This window comes from Pseudomonas sp. DWP3-1-3b3, from assembly GCF_049896305.1.
Lineage (GTDB): Bacteria > Pseudomonadota > Gammaproteobacteria > Pseudomonadales > Pseudomonadaceae > Aquipseudomonas > Aquipseudomonas azotoformans_A.
The window spans coordinates 54,856-72,984 of sequence record NZ_JAFCUA010000004.1 but is presented as its reverse complement, the minus strand read 5'-3'; the positions used below and the strand labels follow the sequence as shown (position 1 = coordinate 72,984).

The window sequence follows — 18,129 nt, the reverse complement described above, 5'->3', positions numbered from 1 at the left end:
TTCCAACAAAAAAACACCGAGCAAGCCGCAATGGACCACCCTACCGAGACCTTTCGCGCCCGTTACCGCGCCTCTGTCGCGCCCCATTACAACCCTTGGCTGCACGCCGGTTTCGTGTTCGGCTACGGCCTTGTGTGCATCGCCCTGGCTTGGTCTTCCACGTCGCAGATCAGCGCTGTGCAATGGCTGACCGTGCCGCTGACCCTGCTGTTTTTCAACCTCTGCATCTACCTCGTGCACCGTCACCTCGGCCACCATAAGCACGCTTTGGGCCGGCTGTTCTACGCACGCCACACCGGCGATCATCACAGTTTCTTCACCCCCGGCCACATGACCTACGACAGCCCCCGCGACTGGCGCGTCATCCTGTTCCCGGCCTGGCTGATCGTGCTGCACAGCCTGGTAATCACCCTGCCCGCCTGGTGGTTGCTCAAGCAAGTGAGCCCCAATGTCGCCGGGCTGTTCGCCGGGTGCATGATCCTCGGGTATTTACTTTACGAAGTGTTTCACGCCTGCGAGCACCTGCCCGCCAGCCACCCGGTGGCACGGCTGCCGTGGATCCGCCAGATGCATCAACTGCACGCCCTGCATCACCGCCGTGAACTGATGCAGGGGCGCAACTTCAACATCGTCCTTCCCCTGATGGATTACCTGTTCGGCACCCTGCACTGGGAGCCGAGCCCCCACGACAACCAGGAATCGTCATGAGTACCCGTCCCAAAAAACTGCGTCATCTGTTGTTTGTCCTGTTGCTGGCGGTGGTCGCCTTTCTGCTGTTGATGCCCACAAAGGTGCAACCGGTGAATTGGACGCCACCCAAGGCGCCGTCGATGAAGAGCGGCCCTTACGCCGAGAACCAGCGCCTCAAAGGCGTGCAGAAAATCGGCGCCCAGGACATCGCCGGGCCCGAAGCCTTGCTGCTGGATGCCCAGGGTTTTTTGATCAGTGGTTTGCATGACGGACGCATCATCCGCACCTCGCCCGACAGCCGCAGCCTGGAAGTATTGGCCAATACCGGGGGGCGGCCCCTGGGCCTGGCGTTGCACCCGGATGGGCGCTTGATCATTGCCGACGGGATCAAGGGCTTGCTCGCCCTCGATGCAAAACATCAACTCACGACGTTGAGCACCAGCGCCAACGGCGTGCCCTTTGGCTTTACCGATGACGTCACCGTAGACGCCAGCAGGCGTTTTGCCTACTTCAGCGATGCGTCGAGCCGCTGGGGCTATGGGCAGGATGGCGAAGCGGTGATCGAGCATGGCGGCGACGGTCGGCTGTTGCGTTATGACTTCAGCAACGGCAGCACCGACGTGCTGCTCGACCAACTGCAATTCGCCAACGGCGTTGCACTAGGACCGGACGAAACCTTCGTGCTGGTGAACGAAACCGGCGCGTACCGCATCAGCCGTTACTGGCTCAAAGGCGAGCGCGCCGGCACCCATGACCTGTTTATCGACAACCTGCCCGGCCTGCCGGACAACCTCAGCTTCAACGGCCAGGACCGTTTCTGGGTGGCGCTGTATTCACCACGCAATCCCTTGCTGGACAGCTTTGCCGGCTATCCGATGTTGCGCAAGGTGATGGTGCGGGCGCTGATGGTGGTGCCCAAGCCTATCGAACGCAAAGCCTTCGTGCTGGGGCTGGATACCGAGGGCAAGGTCATCGCCAACCTGCAGGATGGCAGCCCGGGGAATTATTCGCCGATCACCACCGCGCGGGAGTATGGGAACTGGTTGTACCTCGGCTCGTTGAAGGGCACGAGCATGGCGCGCTTGCCGTTGGACCTGGCATTGGCGCCCTGACGCAAAAAAGGGCATACAGGCGCGCAGCCTGTATGCCCTGGGTACTACGGGTTAAACGTGTTTAGCTCTTGGTGCTGCTCAGCAAGGTCTGTTTGCACAGGTGGCCAAAGCTGACGAACTCCGTGTTATCACCACCGACGCCGATACCTGGGTATTCCAGCACTTCCATGCGCCACACGCCGTAGTTGAAGTCGGTACGCCAGGTGTTTTTGTAGCCCTGGGCGTAGTCGACGAACGTGGTCTGGAAGTCACCGAAGCAGGTGCCCACATTGATCGTGCCCCCGGCCAGGCCAGCACTGTTGGTGGCCGCCGAATACCCTTTGTAGACGATACTGCCGGTGTTCGGATCGATGTGCTGGTCCAGGTAGACAATCGGGTGCAGCCCCACCAACGGTGCGCCAGTGCTGTCCGAAAGGCCCATGGTCCAGGTCAGGTCGCGGTAGGCCTGGGTGGTCATGTAGCCATAACCCACGTTGGAAGCGGAGTAAGGGATACGCAACACATTGCTTTCGCCCTTCACGTCAGGGTCGTTCACCCGCGGGTTGGAACCGAAGGACAGGTTGTATTTGCCCGTTGCGCTCCACGGTTCGTTCGGGTGTTGATTCGGGCGAACGCGCACCTTGACCACACCGCCCACACCGGGGCTTGGGATCGACGTCGACACCACGTTGGCCCCTACGGTGACCCACTGGTTGCCATCGAAACGCTCAAGGATCCACTTGTTGCGGGTACTGCCACTGGCAGTATCGGCCGTGAGTGCGATACCGACGCTCTGGCCGCGTACGGCTTTGAAGTCAAAATAATCGACGTCATTGAGGCTGTCGGCATTGCCCTTGATGTAGTTCAGGGTGTCCGGCAGCTGGAACGCGGTATCCGGCGTGTCGTTGGGTTCGTAGGCGTCGATATTGTCGTCCACCGCTACGCCGAACTGGAAGCTCGAACCCTGCACGGCCGCATTGGCTTCCATGAACCAGTAGTAGTCACCGGCTGGCACGACGCCGCTGAGGCTTTCGTCCGCGGTGCCCGGATTGTTGGACGTGCCCAGGGGAAGCGGGTTGCCTTGACCATCGTCCTGGAACAGGCTCAACGACATGTCAGTGCCTGCTGTCTGGCCTACCAACAGTGCGTTGATGCGTGCCTTCTTCGGCAGGTTGAAGTGGTAGCACAGCAGGTCGCCGGTTTGTACGCCATTGATCGTGTAGAGCAGGTTCACATCCAGCGTGGTCTCACAGCCCTGCACCAGTGCAGCCTGTACGGCGGCGCGTTGCTGAGCGTCCGCTTTCTTGACCTGGGTTACTGGCGCAGGCGCGGCGTGGTCTTCCACCACAGAGTCGGCCTGGGCCTTCGCGGCAAACGCCGGCTTTTTCTGCTGAGCGCCTGCTTGAAGCTGCTGCTTCAGTGCTGCGGACGCCTGGGTGGCCGGGATTTTTCCGCCGGCTTTCAAGGACTGCTTGATCGTCGGTTGCGGCGCTTGCGCAGCCAGGTGAGGGTATTGCTCGGCCAGGGCAAAGGCCGAGACGAAGCAGGAGGCCGCCATGGCCGCGCCCAGCATAAAGGCTTTTTTCGATTTCATTTTTTATCCATCCATAGTTAAAAACTGAAGGTCAGGTGACATCCGGTCACCTGGGATGGAATGTAGAATATGGCTGGATGGATGTACAGTGTTTTTTTACTGAAAATAATCATTCCTATGGCATCGGGATGTCGCACCACCAACGCCAGACGATCCACATAACGGTCCCAAAGGCCCAAATGTACCCCACGTAATAAGGCCACACCACCCAACGCTTGAGCGCTAAAGGGACAGACGCCAGTTCGGCTTCAGTCACAACACCGGCCTCCATATAGCGTTTTGAATCTGAGAAAAACGCTAGTATCAGCAGCATGCGATATTGCCTGTCGATCCACTGGTTTCGGCACCAGAAGCGCTTATTGTCGCGAACCCTCTCGTTCTGACTGAAATGGCGTTCCACCTCGTCAAGCTTTGTATATTCCGCAAAAATCATCAGTCCCACGATCACAAACATTCCAGCAAACAACACGATGGAGTAGATGAGAAAAAGGTCCATGATCAGGTCCCCTCCGGCAGGAAAATCAAATCCCCATCGGCTTCCACGATCCTCCCTCCCAAAAATGAACCAAAACTGCCGAACTCATCACCTCCCACATACCCTCCCGCTGCACCTCCGATAACGCCACAGGCGAGTTCACCTTTTCCCTTCATTCGAATGCCTAAGAACATTGTGCAAGCCCGACGAGCTGCATCTGCACCGACTTTTCCCAGAAAGGCGGCTCCTGCGACTCCACCCGCCAGTCTCCCCGTCTCAACATACTTAGCCCTTCTGCACTGAGCTTCCCTTCCCGTCATACACGCCTCCTTGATCTCCAAACTCGCCACGCCGACGTCCAACGCCAATCCCATGTAAGTCCCTTTGCCCAACCACTTTGACGTCTGCGCAATAGCGCCAATCCTTTGCGCATACCCCGCAATCTCCCCCTTATGCAAATAGCTCCTGGTCGAAATCCCCAACACCTTCTTCAACGACGCATTACCCTGCAATCCCGTCCCCAACCGTGCAGCCCCTTGCAGCTGCACCTCCAAGCGCCGAAACACCGCCTGGCGCTGCTGGATAAACGCCGCCCTGTCCAACCCGCCGTCTTTCAACCGCTGATGCAGCCGCTCGATGTCCTCCAACGTTTGCGCCACTTCATTCAGGTGCCGCGCCCAGGCTGAGGTCGCACTGCCGACGCCAATCGATCCATTGGCCATGAAACTCTGCAGCAAGTCATAGTTGCCGAGCAGTGCCGTACCCGTCGCCGCATTCAGTGCCAGGTGACGACGGACTTCCTCGGCCTGGCGCATCAACCACGCTTCCTCGACCGAGCAATTCAGGCTGTGGCTGTCGGGAATAATCACCAGTTGCCCCGGTGCCACCAAGCCGGGCCGCAGGTGCCTATTCAGCACATCAAAATGATCCGAGCGCGGGCGGCTCATTCCACCACCCATCAATCGGGATTTGAGGCTCAGGTAGTCCGTTGAGCGGTCGTTGATAAAGCTCTGCGCCATGCCCCACATCCAGGATGCAATTGAGATGGCGTCGAAATATAAGCAAGCGCCTGCGCCCCGGACACAAGCCCAGGGGGGTCGCTTTACATTTGGGAAGCTGCCTACGCAGCGGTGAAATAGAGCCTACAGAAACCGCCCTAATACCCGGTCATTTCCAGGTAACCCACCCCACCGTCAAACCGCACCGACCCTTCCCAGTACGGAATGCTCAGGTTCATCCAGGCCTTCGGGTTGACGGCTTGGGTGGTGATGTCCAGCTGTTTGCCGGGGATTTTCAGCGACCAGCGCGTGGGAATCTTGCGACCGTCAATCGTGGTGGTTTCCAACGGCACCAGTTGGATATCCGCGTTGTGCAGCGTCTGCGTCTGGCCTTGCGCGTCGATCCAGGTCCCCGTGAGATACCCCGCGCCATCGGCTTGCCGCACCCGAAACAGCATCAACTGCTCGCCCCGGTCCAGGTGCAGGGAGAACCAGTCCCAGCCGGTCTGGCTGGCGCTCAGCGGCTGGCTGCTCCACTCGCGGTCGAGCCAGGCTGGGCCGGCGACTTGATAGACCTTGCCATCGACAGTGACGCTACCACTGGCACTGAAAAACGGCTGGCTGTAGTAGTACGACGCCTGGCCCTGGTCGGACTTGCGGCTGTAGCCCTCGTCACCCTGCAACACCAATGGGCGACTGGAGGTCAGGTGCAGGTCATAGGCAAATTGCGCACCACTGGCCTTGAGTTGCATGTCGGCCAGGCTGCTTGCGGCGCCAGGACGGGTGACGAAATTCCAATCGTCGATCCAGGCATTGAACGGCTGCGCCTGGGCTCCGGCCTGGCCCACGCCGCCGCGCGCAAAGCGTTCGGCGGCATAGTGGCGAGTGGCGGACGTCACGGCGGCGTGGCCAAGCCAGATCGTCGAATCGCGCCAGCCCGCCTCGGTCGGCCCGGCCTTGAGCGCATTGCGGAACAAGGTCCACTGCACGCCGAAGACATTGCCCTGCGCGTCCTTGAGGTTGGCGGTGACGTACCACCACTCGATACGAAAGCCCGGATGGGGGCCATGGTCCTCGGGAAAACTGAACACTTTGCCGGGCACTACTTGGGCAAAGTCCGCCGCGTCACTGCCCAGGCCGGCGAAGCTTTCCTGCGGCTCAGGGACTTTGTCACAAGCGACCAGTAAGCAGCACATCCACAACAGCCACTTAATCTTCATTGGCAAACGTCCTCAACAAATCCGCCGGACGACTGCGATACAACTGCCACAACGGCCATGCCGAGGCCAGCAAGGTCGCGAGCATCGCCAACCCGAGCAACTGCGCGAGTTGCCACGGGAAGACCTGCAGCGGCAAGCGCCAACCAAAGGCCTGCACATTGATCACCGCGTCCAGGCACCAGGCCAACAGCAAGCCGAGCGGCAAGGCCAAGACCAACGTGAGTACCGCCAGCAGCCAGGTCTGGCCAAGGTTGAGCAGCATCAATTGCCGACGCGTGACGCCCAATGCCCACAGCGGTGCGAGTTGGCCCAGGCGACTCTGGCTTTGGGTCAACAGGCTGATGAACAGCGCCACACCGGCCACGCCCAGCGTCAGGCTGTTCAGGGCAGCGGTGGCGGCGAAGGTGCGTTCGAACACCTGGCTCGACCAGCCTTTGAGTTGCTGTTGATCGACGATGCGGCTGTCTTCCAGGGCAAATGCGCGTTGCACCTCACGCGTCAGCGGTGTCACGTCTGCCGGTGACACCCGCAGGTTGAAACGCGCCGGTGACAGCGTCGGCCAATGGATCAGCAGGTGCTCGGAATTGACCAGCACATGGCCTTTGGGATTGCCGTAATCGGCGTAGATCCCGACTATTTTTGGCGTCCAGGTGCCCTGAGGCGTCGGGATGCTCAGGGTATCGCCCAACTTCACCGCCAGCCTGCGTGCCAGTTGCTCGCTGAGCATCAGCGTGTCGCCTTGCTGCAACTGGTCCCACGGCTCGCTCGACGCCTCCAACAGCGGCCAATGCTGGCGATAAGTCGGGTCGTCGACCACGCCAAACAGATCCGCTGGCCAGCCCTGCAATTGCACCGCGACCTGCCAGGTGGGCAGCACCGCCTGCACCCGCGGTTGTTGCGCCAACCATCGGCTCAGTTGCTCGGCCTGGACCGGGTTTTGTGGGTTGAGGTACAGCTCGGCAGTCAGACGCTGCTCCAGCCAGTTGTTGAACGTATGACGAAACCCCGACGTCATGGAGCCTGCCCCGATATTCGCGGCCAGGGCCAACAGCAGCGCCATCAGGGCCAGGCTCAACGCCGGCAATTGCTGACGGCAATCAGCCAGAAACCACTGGCCCAGCACCGAACGGCTGCGTCCCAGGACGGCCTTGAGCAAGGCATTGAGCACCACCGGCAAACCGAGGGCCGCGCCGAGCAGTAACGCAGCCATCAGCACGAAGCCGGCAGCCAGGCTATGACCGAACCCCAGCGCCAGCATGGCGATCATCAGCGCGGCAGCGGCCACCCACCCTTGACGCCGTAACCAACGCCCATGAGCCTCATGCCAGGCCTGGGCGTTGGCCAGCGCCAACAAAGGCAAGCGCGCCGCCCGCCACAGGCTGCTGGCACCGGCCAGCAACGCGCCAAGCAAGCTCAAGCCCAACCCCGCGCCCCACCACCAAGGGCTCAGGCTCAACTGACCCGGCACCTCGGCACCATACAAACCACGCAGGCTGGCGGCGACATCCGGCAGCAACAAGCTGGCCAACAGGTAGCCGCTGGCCACGCCGAGCACGCCACCCAGCAACGAAAGCACACCGAGTTCGACGCCCAGGCTGACGATCAACAGACGCACACTGACGCCACAGGCACGCAAAGTGCGCAACAGCCCGCGCCGTTGCTCCAGGGCGAGGCCAATGGCGGCGTGCACGATAAACAACCCGACCACAAACGACAGAAAGCCCAATGCATCGAGGTTCAAGTGAAAGCTTTCGGTGAGGCGCGCGAGGTTATTGTCCTCGCCTTGCTTGAGTTGCAGCCCAGCGGGTGGCGTGGGCTGGCCGGCGGCGAAAGTTTTATCCACCAATAGCCGCGACAGGCGCTCAGGCATCTCCAGCACAGGCTGGGCAAAGCCGATATCGGTGAGCAACACTCCGGGGGCCATATCGGCCTGGGCTTGCAGCGGTGGCAGGGTGTGGCCGTTCAGGGTGATGGGCTGCTGACCTTCATGCAGCCCCAAGACCTGCAAGGTCTGCGGTGCAATCCACGTACGCCCCGGCGGATCGAAAAACGCCAGCATCTGTGCCTGGCTCAAACGCTGCCCCGCCACCGCGCCACTGCCGGGCAACGACACCGGGTCGATGCCCATCAATTGCAGGCGCACCTCCTCCCGCCCCTTGAGCTGCACCCGCCCTTGAACCACCGGCGACACCGGCCAGCCGGCTCGGCGCAACCGGGCAAAAACGGCTTGGGGGAAACTGGCGCCGTCCGCCGCGCCGAGGCTGGCCTGGGGTTCGCCGCCGATCAACTGGCTGGCGCGGGCATAGCTGTCGCGTGCCTGGCTGTTGAGGGCCTGCACGCCGATCAGCAGCGCGGTGGCCAGCCACAAACCGGTGAGCACGCTGCAGAACTGAACCGGATGGCGCCGCCAATGGCTGAGCAGCGCACGCAAGGTCCAATAAAAAACTGCCATTTCAAACAGCGCTCGCGGGCACGACATGGCCGCGATGCAACACTACCTGCCGGTCCAGGCGTGCGGCGATACGCGGGCTATGGGTGACCATCAACAAGCTGGTGGGGCTGTCGCGCAACAGGTCCAGCAGCAGTTGCAACACCTCGTCGCTGGTGGCTTCGTCGAGGTTCCCGGTGGGTTCGTCGGCCAATAACAGGCGCGGCCGTGACGCCAACGCGCGCCCCACCGCGACCCGTTGCTGCTGACCGCCGGAAAGCTGTTCCGGATAACGCTTGAGCAGATCACCCAGGCCCAGGCGCTCCACCAACTGTGCCTGCCACTGCGGATCAAACCGCCCGGCCAACCGCGCCTGGAACGCCAAATTGTCCTCGACCCGCAGGCTGCCGATCAGGTTGAACTGCTGGAACACCAGCCCGATCTCCGTGCGCCGCCAGTGGGCCAGTTGCCCTTCGCTGAGTTGATCGAGGCGCTGCTCGCCGACCTGGATGCTGCCACCGTCCACCCGGTCCAGGCCGGCCACCAGATGCAGCAAAGTGCTCTTGCCGCTGCCCGATTCGCCCATCAGCGCCAGGCTGCTGCGCTCGGCCAGGCGCAGGCCCACACCGGCCAACACCGCCAACGGCCCTTGGGGGGTGGCATAGCTTTTGAACACACCTTGCACCTGCAGCATGAGAACACTCGTTTGAGGGGTGGCAATCGAGAATAACGGCTGCCGCTCCAGGCCATGCAAATTTTTCACATGGATTTCACCGGCTAACCACCCCACGCACTCTAGATTACCGGCCATGGGTCATTCGTCGGCAACTTGTTAGTTGCCATGCCTGACAACTTTTTAACCGCAACATGTTCAGCGAAAAGACAGCCTCCCTGTGACAGCCTCTGGCTTCACTGTGGGCATACGCCAACACGTTGCGCCTAATTAATAAAACATTGCCAACACTGCCCATGGTGAATGAAGTGGTTGACCTTACCCTGACCAAACCGCGCTCGCGATGGGCCTTTATCAAGCGCCTGCGACGCCTGTGGCTGGGGCTCCTGGTGGTGGGTTTGCTGTTCGCCGCCAGCCTGCTCTGGCACGCGTCACCCAAGGACCTCGGCGTCGGCAACCGCCTGCTGACGTCTCACGTGCTGCCCCTCTGGCGCGACGGTGACCTGATCGTGCTGGTGCGCCACGAAGAGCGTTGCGACCGCTCGACCAACCCTTGCCTGGGTCCCGTGGAGGGCCTGACGATCAACGGCAGCCAGAACGCCGAAACCCTGGGCAAAGCCTTTAAAACACTGGGCATGGACGGCAGCGACGTGCTGGCCAGCCCGGCCATCCGCACCGCCCAGACCTTGCGTTTCATGTTCGGTAAAAACGAACTGACCTCCGGCCAGCAAGCCGTCTGCGGCGCAGCCATGGGCGAAGAATTACTCAGCCACAAAACTCCCGGACGCAACCTGGTTTTCGTCACCCACAGCGGCTGCATTGCCGACTTCGAAAGCACCCTGGGCTTTCCCCATGCCGCCTTCCCCAAATACGGCAGCGCCTTGTTCGTGCAGGTCTTGCCCAACGGCAAATTCAAGACGCTGGGCATCGTCAATGGCCCGGACTGGCCGGCCGCGTTAAAACAACTTTAAACATTTTCCTGTCCATTTGTTCAGCAAAAAGACAGCCCTGCTCTGGCATGTTTAGTTGCGCCTTTTAACTAAGGACATCATGACTATTTTCCGTAATTCAGTGAATGCTGTGACTTTTTCTTCTATTACTTCATTACTTGAAATCCCCACAACTAAACGTCAGGGAGCGACGTTTGCATGACTCGATTAAAACCTCTGCCACTTTTATTATTGGCCTTTGTCGCGTTTTACCTGTTGCCCCTGGGCCTGCACGGCTTGTGGATCCCGGACGAAACCCGCTACGCCCAGATCAGCCAGGAAATGCTCCAGAGCGGCAACTGGGTAGCGCCGCATTTCATGGGCATCCGCTATTTTGAAAAACCCGCTGGCGGCTATTGGTTGATCGCCTTGGGCCAAGCGGTGTTCGGCCAGAACCTGTTCGGCGTGCGCATCGCCTCGGCGCTTACATCCGGCTTGAGCGTGCTGCTGGCCTACCTGATCGCCCGCCGCCTGTGGAATGACCCGCGCAAAAGCTTCGCCTGCGCCCTGCTCTACCTGAGCTTCGGCCTGGTGGCCGGGCAAGCGGGCTACTCCAACCTGGATCCGCAATTCACCCTGTGGGTCAACCTGAGCCTGGTGGCCCTGTGGTTTGCCCTCGACAACCACACAGTACGCGGCCGCCTTTGGGCGTGGACCGTCGTGGGCCTGGCCTGCGCCCTGGGTTTCCTGACCAAGGGCTTCCTGGCCCTGGCGTTGCCGGTGTTGATCGCCGTGCCTTACATGCTCTGGCAACGCCGCCTGGGCGAACTGCTGCGCTATGGCCCGCTGGCCATGCTGGTGTGCTTGTTGGTGTGCCTGCCTTGGGCGCTGGCGATCCATCTGCAGGAACCGGACTTCTGGCGCTTCTTTTTCTGGAATGAACACATCCGCCGCTTCAGCGCCGACAACGCGCAACACGTGCGGCCGTGGTGGTTCTTCCTGCCGATCATCGCGGTGGCATGCCTGCCTTGGGCAGGGTTGCTGCCGAGCACCCTGCGCAAGACCTGGCAGGAAAAGCGCCAACCGGCCATCGCCTTCCTGGCCCTGTGGCTGCTGTTGCCACTGGGTTTCTTCAGCCTGAGCAACGGCAAGCTGCCGACCTACATCATGCCGTGCCTGCTGCCCCTGGCCTTGTTGATGGGGCATACGCTGGTCGGCCTGATCAACCAGCATAAAGCCCGCTCGATCTGCCTCAATGGCCTGCTCAACTTCGTGATCGGCATGGCGGCCATGGTCGTGCTGATCTACCTGCAAATCGCCCGGCCCTTGTACAGCAACAGCCATGCGGAGATGTTCAGCCTGTCCCTGGCGTTTATCGTGTTGCTGGGGTGGATCCTCACCAACCTGCTGCAAGCCTTCCGCCCGCTGACGCTGTGGGCGATGCCGGCGCTGGGCATCGGCCTGCTGGTGATCCTGCTGCCGGCGAGCATGCCGGAGTGGATCGCGGACAACGAAATGCCCGACCAGTTTGTGCTCGAACACCTGGAAGAACTGCAACAGACCCAAGCCCTGCTGAGCAACGAACTGGGGAATGCCAGCGCGCTGGCCTGGCGCCTGAAACGCCCGGACGTGGCGCTGTACGACACCGAGGGCGAGCTGCGTTATGGCTTGCAGTACGCAGGTTCGGTGCATCGCAAAGTGGAATTGGAAGAGGTGCAGGCCTGGCTCAAGGAACAGCGCCAACTCGGCTCGGTGGGCGTACTGATGCGCGTCAACAGCACCAGTGAAATGCGCGAAGCCGGGCAACTGCCGCCCGGAGGCAAACGCTACTACAAGGGCTCCCTCGAACTGATCATCTACTCGAAATCGCCGTGATGGCGGCTTTCTGGAAGACCGAACGCGGCGCCCTGCTGCTGTTGCTGGGCGTCACCGCCGTGCTGCTGCTGACCGGCCTGGGCGCACGCAACCTGTGGGGCCCGGAAACCCGTTGGGCGAACATCGCCTTGCAGATGCTGCAGAGCGGTGACTATTTCGATCCCTACCTCAAGGGCGCGCCCTATTACGACAAACCCCTGCCCTCCTACTGGCTGATCACCGCCAGTGCCCACTTGCTGGGTGGCCTCGGTCCCTGGTCACTGCGCTTGCCGTCCGTGATCGGCGCCTGGCTGAGCGTGTGGCTGGTCTACCTGCTCGGCGAACAGCTGCTGCGCAAGGGCACCGGGCTGATTGCCGGTTGGATGCTCGCCACCACCTTCTACTTCCTGTTCTGGGCACGCGTGGCCACGGCCGACGTGCTGACGGTGTGTGGTGTGCTGGCGGCGGTGTGGTGGTACTGGCGCGGGCCGGAGGACACGCGGCTCGGTCGCTATACCGTGTTCTTCCTGCTGCTGGCCGTGACATCGCTGTTCAAAGGGCTGATCGGTTTTGTGCTGCCCGGCCTGGTGCTGCTGCCACATCTGCTGGCGGAACATCGCTACAAACGCCACCTCAACCTGCGCCTGGTGTGTGCCTTGCTGATCGCTGCGGCGGTGTATGCCGTGCCCTTCGTGCTGTCCCATATCTACGGTGCCCCCAGCTATGGCAGCAGCGGCCTGGCGTTGGTGTTCCGCGAAAACGTGGTGCGCTTTTTCGACCCGTTCGACCATATGGGCCCGATCTACACCTACCTGATCTACCTGCCCGCCTACACCCTGCCCTGGGTGCCGTGCTGGCTGCTCGGCCTGTGGCTGGCGCTGCGGCACTGGCGCCACACGCCGCCGAACGTGCGCTGGCTGGTGTGGGGCCTGGGCCTGTTGTTCATGTTCTTCACCGCCAGCGGCAGCCGACGCAGCTACTACGTACTGCCATTGGTGCCTTTCGCCCAACTGCTCGGCGCCTGGTGGGTCAGCGAACGCCTGCGGCCACAGCCGGCCAGCCAGTCACGCTGGTTCAAAGGCTTCGCCATCGCCGCCGCGCTGATGCTGTTGATACTCGGCGTGGCCTACCCCTGGAGCAACAGCAACGGCGGCGTGACCCGCTTTGCCGAAGACGTGCGAACCGAAGCGACCCAAATCGCGCCGTGGGAGCAATGGCAATTGGTGCTGGTGGAAGCGGACAACAAAGTGCCGATGTACCTGCAAAACGGCGGCAAGCCGTTCTACTACGTGGCCGAAACCCAGGACTTTCCCCGCCAGGGCGACAGCGCGGCATTCCTCGCGTGGCTGGAGAAATCCAGCGGCAAGACTTTCGACCCGCAACGCACCATTATTGTCGCGCAGTACGCCAAGGACGATCCCACGCCACTGGCTTATCTGGGCGAGGATCATCGGGTGATTGGCACCCAGCCGGATAATGGCGAGCGGTGGTTTCACAAGCGTGAGGATGGGAGCGTGGCGTTCATTCCCCAGCCCAAATAGAAGGCGGTCTTATCCTTTTGGCAGACTGGCGGCGTGGATAAATGCCTCATCCAGGCTTTGGGCGTCGTAGGCGTCCATGAAGCCTTGGGCATCCGTAAAACGGTTGAATCGCCTTTGACTCAGCATGTAAAAATCATCGCAATGGGCGACGATTTCATCGACGTTGTGCGATGAAACCAACACCGCGACACCCTCTGCCGCTGCCCCCTCCAAACAACGCCAGATGTGATAACGAAACTCGGGATCCACACCCGCCGTGGGTTCATCCAGTATCACCAGGTCCGCGTTGGCGCAGAGCAGGGACAACGTAAAAAACCAACGCTTTTCTCCATAACTGCAGAGTGCGGATTTTTTGTTCCAGATCTCGCAGTAACGCTCTGCGATGCCGGGGCTCCATTTTTCGATTTTATCGAGTGCATGTTGTTGGGTAACCTTGGTGTCGGAGCAAAACAGCATGGCCATTTTGAAGATATCGAACATGCGAAATACAGGCGGCGTGCTGATGATCTGCGACAGGTACAGCAGCTTGGAGAAAGAGCTGTTTACCTCACCGCCCTCTATTTTCTTCAGGCCGCACAGCACATCAAAAAAAGTGGTCTTGCCGGAGCCGTTTGGGCCGAGAAGGCCGGATATGGAGCCGGCTGCGACTGTCAGAGAAGCGTTGCTGAACAGTACATGGCCTGGGTAACTGACCCCGAGTGAGCTGACGATAAGTTTCTTCATCAGTATCGGCTCCAGATTGGGTTGATGAGCAATAATCGAAAGGTCACGCCAAAGGAGATAGAAAAGGCCGCCATGACAACCAGCACGATCTCTATCGACCCCGCGGCCCCCTCCAGCATTATTTGATTAGCCCATCCCATCGGATTTAACAGTTTGATGGCCTGGAGCGCAGCATGAGATGAACTGGCACTGACAATTCCAAGCGCCAACATCAAACACAACAAGACAGAAAAAACGGTGCTGGCATTTTGAAAACTTAGCGGAGCCAATGTAAGCAACAGCGAAAACATGGAGAACAAGAGAAAACAGATATAAAACCTCAACACGACATCCAGCACATCCGACACTGCCACCCCCGGCCCGAAATAAAATTGCGTCAGGCCGTAGAACACCAAGCAATAAACAATCGACAAGAAGGAATAGGCAAAAAACTGCCCAAGTAGAAAGATGAGCTTAGTCGGTGTCGTGTAGACAAAAGAGCGCAAGAAGCCACTTTCTCTTCGCCCGACGATATAAAACGCCAGGCCAAAAAAAGCCACGCTACAGGCGATAAAGGCATAGAACCATGACGTAACGGCGAGATAACTGATCGCTCGATCATCATTGGACGTCCTCGCATAGGCGATCAGATAGAACGTCACCGCCGGAGAAACCACCATCCAGAACAGTGCAACAGGTTCCTTTAACTGTTCCTTTATAAACAATGCGGCCAGTAAAAAGGATTTGGACAGTGGATAACCGTTCATGGCTTACCTCGCAGGAAGCGTGACCGACTTTCCATCAAAACTTAGCGCATTTGGGAAAACATTCAAGATGTTCTATTTTTAATAGACTTGTAACTATGAGAAATTTCACTCATAAAAATCAGATATTCGGCAATTGAATACGACAACCTTCCTCTTTCGAGGACGCCACCCGAACATCAGATTCTTCAACAGCGTGAGTGACTTATTGCTCACATTACAAAAACAATCAAACACCTCATTAATTAACGAGTTCCGCGCTGCTCGATTGTTTTTTCAGAAAAAACGACAAGCGGTATTGGTCAGAGGTGACCTGAGTACGCTCGATCAGCAAAAGCCGCCGAGTCACACGCGGCGATCTTCTCCCGCGTCCCCTCATCAATTAGCCCGCGAAGCCTCTCAAACAAAGGGTCGGCATCCGTGTAGCCCTTGCCGTAGGTCAGGTTGAATCCATAGTCGAAATCGGGCGGGTTCTTGCCCTGATTGTGCTGGAGAAGAGTCTCCAGTTTGTCCAGCGCCTTGACGGCCTTGGCCTCGGCAGACTGCGCGGCTTCATAGTCTTCCCAGAGCGCCATTATCTGCGTTTGCAATGGCCCGTCGAGGGCGCGGGTCAGGTGTAGAAGGTCTTTTCTCTCTTGCTCGCTCTTGTCGGGAAACGACGCTTTGTGGATAGCCGGGATGTCGCCATGGATGGCCTCCCCCAGGTCATGAATGACGCACATCTTGAGCAGTTTGAGCCTGTCGAGATGGCTGAATTGATCCTCGAAAACCATCGCCATCAGGCACAGGCGCCAACTATGTTCCGCTGTGCTTTCGGTGCGCCCTGAGGTGGTGTGGGCGCTGCGGAGTACGTCCTTGAGTTTTTCCGCCTCGCGAATGAAGGCGAGGCGCGCTTTGATCTCTTCGGTGTCCATGGTGTTCTCTGGCTCGGTCGACTGACAGGCTGCGCGACTGCACAGGCGGCCAGACTAGGTCCAGGGCTATCCGGCGTCCACGCATAAGATATGCGTGCGCCCGTGTCAGAGTGTCTCGACCAGGCGCGCGGCCGTTCCGTCCGAGAGGGGGATACGGGTCCAGCGGCACACACCCTGCGTGATGGGCACGAGCAGCGAGTCATTGGCGCCCGTGGAAAACTCTACGGCAGGCGGTGCCAGGGTTTCGCGCCATCCGGATGCGTTGAGTGCCAGCTCCTTGCGCATGATCTCGGGGGTGGCGAAACGCCAAAGAGAGCAGCCCATCAACTCACTGATCGGGCGCGTGAACTCTGCCGCTCGGCTTGGAGAGCACGCCAGCAGACGGTGGGTCAGGTCGCAGACAAGGTGCATGGGCCGTGGGCTCTCGCTGACCAGCCGGGCCAGAACGTGATCGGCGGCGGCGTCGAGGCGAGCGGCCAGCAGTTGCTCAAGCTGTTTGTGCGCCACCGGGTCCATGGCCTGCACGCCGCTTTCCCAGCGGGAAATGGTCGATTGGGTCACACCGAACACCTGCGCGGCATGGGATTGCTTGACGCGGTGCAGCAGGCGCCAGCGCCTCAGCGCAACGCCAGGCAAGGCCAGCGGTAACAATGTGTCAGACATGTCGAGATCCTCGAGAGGCGACGGGGGGTCAGTTTGATGGATGTGCGCCCACGCCTGCAAATCAACTCTCGGGATTGACCCCGCTTTTGCGCGGCACACCGGCCTCGTCCGTGCCCACTCGCAACCCTGCGACCTGCTCCTGCACCGCCCGTCCCTCTGCCCGATTGCGGATGAACCCAGCGCGGGTAAATCGCTCCAGAAACGGCACCGGCACGGTCTTGTCCGGTGTCACTGCCGGCTGCTCGGCCATATCTGCGAACAATGTATACGCGGCACTTGGCAAGTGCCGGGTATTGAGGTCACTGGTCAGCCGTCCTTCCTGCAACACAATCGCGCGGTTGGTGACCCGTTGCAGGTCGGACAAGCGCTGGGAAATGTAGAGGATCGCCACACCCCGTGCGCGCTGGCTGTCGATCAGGCCAAGCAGGCGTTCGGCGTCGGTTTCCGACAGGGCGGCAGTGGGTTCGTCGAGGATCAGGAATCGGGGTTGCTGGGCAAAGGCGCGGGCCAGCACCAGCAGTTGGCGGTCCGCCTGGCCGAGGCGTTCGACCGGGTGTTGCAGCGGCAGGTCCAGGCCCAGCCCGGCGGCGATGGCTTCGGCGCGTTGCAGCAGGTTTTTACGGTTGAGCAAGAAGTCGGCGTCGGGTTGGCCCAGCTCATCGAGCAACAAGTTCTCGGCCACACTCAGGCCGGGGGCGATCCCATCGTCGGGGCGTTGGTGCACAGCCACGATGCCGACCCGGCGCGCCGACAACGGTGAGGTGAAACGTTGGCGCTGACCATCGACCCACAGCTCACCCGCGTCCGGCGCCAGGCTGCCGCTGAGGATCTTTACCAAAGTCGATTTGCCCGCCCCCGTGGAGCCGAGCAACGCCACGCCCTCGCCCGGATAAATATCCAGGCTGACCTGATCCAGCGCCCGTTGGGCATCAAAGGTTTTGCACAGGTCAATCAAGCGAATCAGGGGCGCGGGGGCAACGAGGTTGCTCATGGCTCATCTCTAAGGCGGAACGGTGACTCATTACAACGCTTTACGGCGCTGATTTATTCCGAACAACAATGAGTTAGGTCCCGAATTAAATGCATTACCTCATTAACAATCCAATAGCTGAATCGCATAGCCGAATTTTTTTGAGTTATAAGGCGATTGTCGGCAGTTTGATGAAAGCATTCAGCTTGGCATCCGGCAATGCTCAGCGAAGGTACAAACCGGGGACATCGTTTACCTATCTGACCGCGCTGTCTGGTTTTGGGTCTGCTGCGCAGCCCAACGCGGGCGGTGCGACGATTCGACAAGCCCGCTCGCCACACGAAATCGCGTACCCACGATGCAAAGCGAGTCGCTCTTGCTCTTGATTTTGATCTCAGGCGCCCCGTTAAACACGCTGGCCGAACGCAGGCTTGAATCCGTGGGTAACCCGGCAGGACGCCGGGTTAGCCGCGCTGGGCCAAGGATGGCCCATCGCGGCGGCCCACGGATTCAAGCCGGAGTGAGGGCACACCGAGCCTAAGCGAGGTGCCGAGTGTTGGGGCAAGAGCGCTTTGTTACTTTCGCGCTTTTCGAAAGTGACCCGCCGTAAGGGCGGAACCAAT

General features: G+C 60.2%; 16 protein-coding genes. 5 read left to right on the top strand and 11 right to left on the bottom strand.

Annotated features, from left to right (window positions below; translation table 11 throughout):
- Nucleotides 1-30: 30 nt before the first annotated feature.
- Together ACP7BX_RS13525 and ACP7BX_RS13520 are read left to right on the top strand one after the other, a co-directional pair.
- Complete coding sequence (locus ACP7BX_RS13525) at nucleotides 31-708, top strand: sterol desaturase family protein (protein ID WP_426160851.1); 678 nt, start codon at nucleotides 31-33, stop codon at nucleotides 706-708.
- Nucleotides 705-1,802 (top strand): SMP-30/gluconolactonase/LRE family protein, encoded by a 1,098-nt coding sequence (locus ACP7BX_RS13520; protein ID WP_426160850.1) that lies wholly within the window; start codon nucleotides 705-707, stop codon nucleotides 1,800-1,802. Before ACP7BX_RS13525 ends, ACP7BX_RS13520 begins: the two co-directional genes overlap by 4 nt.
- Nucleotides 1,803-1,863: 61 nt before the next feature.
- Here ACP7BX_RS13520 and ACP7BX_RS13515 read toward each other — a convergent pair whose 3' ends face one another.
- The 6 genes from ACP7BX_RS13515 to ACP7BX_RS13490 form a co-directional block, all read right to left on the bottom strand.
- Nucleotides 1,864-3,375 carry a hypothetical protein gene (locus ACP7BX_RS13515; RefSeq protein ID WP_061448981.1) on the bottom strand — a complete coding sequence of 504 codons (1,512 nt, stop codon included), beginning with the start codon at nucleotides 3,373-3,375 and terminating at the stop codon, nucleotides 1,864-1,866.
- Between the two features lie 115 nt (nucleotides 3,376-3,490).
- The gene (locus tag ACP7BX_RS13510) at nucleotides 3,491-3,871 is read right to left on the bottom strand and encodes a hypothetical protein (protein WP_426160849.1); all 381 of its coding nucleotides are present in this window, start codon (nucleotides 3,869-3,871) and stop codon (nucleotides 3,491-3,493) included.
- A gap of 2 nt (nucleotides 3,872-3,873) precedes the next feature.
- Nucleotides 3,874-4,869: a hypothetical protein gene (locus ACP7BX_RS13505; protein ID WP_426160848.1), complete on the bottom strand. Its 996-nt coding sequence runs from the start codon at nucleotides 4,867-4,869 to the stop codon at nucleotides 3,874-3,876.
- 137 nt (nucleotides 4,870-5,006) lie between these two features.
- Nucleotides 5,007-6,068, bottom strand: a complete 1,062-nt coding sequence (locus ACP7BX_RS13500; RefSeq protein WP_426160847.1) for a lipocalin-like domain-containing protein — start codon at nucleotides 6,066-6,068, stop codon at nucleotides 5,007-5,009.
- Nucleotides 6,058-8,520: an FtsX-like permease family protein gene (locus ACP7BX_RS13495; protein ID WP_426160846.1), complete on the bottom strand. Its 2,463-nt coding sequence runs from the start codon at nucleotides 8,518-8,520 to the stop codon at nucleotides 6,058-6,060. The genes ACP7BX_RS13500 and ACP7BX_RS13495 overlap by 11 nt, the downstream gene beginning before the upstream one ends.
- Nucleotide 8,521: 1 nt before the next feature.
- Complete coding sequence (locus ACP7BX_RS13490; RefSeq protein WP_426160845.1) at nucleotides 8,522-9,190, bottom strand: ABC transporter ATP-binding protein; 669 nt, start codon at nucleotides 9,188-9,190, stop codon at nucleotides 8,522-8,524.
- Between the two features lie 275 nt (nucleotides 9,191-9,465).
- Between ACP7BX_RS13490 and ACP7BX_RS13485 the strand changes: the two genes are divergently transcribed.
- The 3 genes from ACP7BX_RS13485 (at nucleotide 9,466) to ACP7BX_RS13475 (ending at nucleotide 13,493) form a co-directional block, all read left to right on the top strand.
- A complete protein-coding gene (locus ACP7BX_RS13485; protein WP_033903309.1) occupies nucleotides 9,466-10,140 on the top strand; it encodes a histidine phosphatase family protein in 675 nt (224 codons plus the stop codon).
- A 177-nt stretch (nucleotides 10,141-10,317) separates the two neighbouring features.
- Nucleotides 10,318-11,973, top strand: coding sequence for a lipid IV(A) 4-amino-4-deoxy-L-arabinosyltransferase (arnT, locus tag ACP7BX_RS13480; RefSeq protein WP_426160843.1), 1,656 nt, complete (start codon nucleotides 10,318-10,320; stop codon nucleotides 11,971-11,973).
- Entirely contained in the window at nucleotides 11,973-13,493 is a 1,521-nt protein-coding gene (locus ACP7BX_RS13475; RefSeq protein WP_426160842.1) for an ArnT family glycosyltransferase, read from the top strand. Before arnT ends, ACP7BX_RS13475 begins: the two co-directional genes overlap by 1 nt.
- Nucleotides 13,494-13,502: 9 nt before the next feature.
- On the opposite strand, the gene ACP7BX_RS13470 is transcribed toward ACP7BX_RS13475, so the two are convergent.
- From ACP7BX_RS13470 to ACP7BX_RS13450, 5 genes are all read right to left on the bottom strand, one after another.
- Nucleotides 13,503-14,216 (bottom strand): AAA family ATPase, encoded by a 714-nt coding sequence (locus ACP7BX_RS13470; RefSeq protein ID WP_061448988.1) that lies wholly within the window; start codon nucleotides 14,214-14,216, stop codon nucleotides 13,503-13,505.
- Nucleotides 14,216-14,962, bottom strand: coding sequence for an ABC transporter permease (locus ACP7BX_RS13465; protein WP_426160841.1), 747 nt, complete (start codon nucleotides 14,960-14,962; stop codon nucleotides 14,216-14,218). Before ACP7BX_RS13465 ends, ACP7BX_RS13470 begins: the two co-directional genes overlap by 1 nt.
- Before the next feature lie 299 nt (nucleotides 14,963-15,261).
- Nucleotides 15,262-15,873, bottom strand: coding sequence for an HD domain-containing protein (locus ACP7BX_RS13460; RefSeq protein WP_426160840.1), 612 nt, complete (start codon nucleotides 15,871-15,873; stop codon nucleotides 15,262-15,264).
- 105 nt (nucleotides 15,874-15,978) lie between these two features.
- Entirely contained in the window at nucleotides 15,979-16,536 is a 558-nt protein-coding gene (locus ACP7BX_RS13455; RefSeq protein ID WP_061448991.1) for a helix-turn-helix domain-containing protein, read from the bottom strand.
- A gap of 61 nt (nucleotides 16,537-16,597) precedes the next feature.
- Nucleotides 16,598-17,527 (bottom strand): ATP-binding cassette domain-containing protein, encoded by a 930-nt coding sequence (locus ACP7BX_RS13450; RefSeq protein ID WP_426160839.1) that lies wholly within the window; start codon nucleotides 17,525-17,527, stop codon nucleotides 16,598-16,600.
- Nucleotides 17,528-18,129 lie beyond the last annotated feature (602 nt).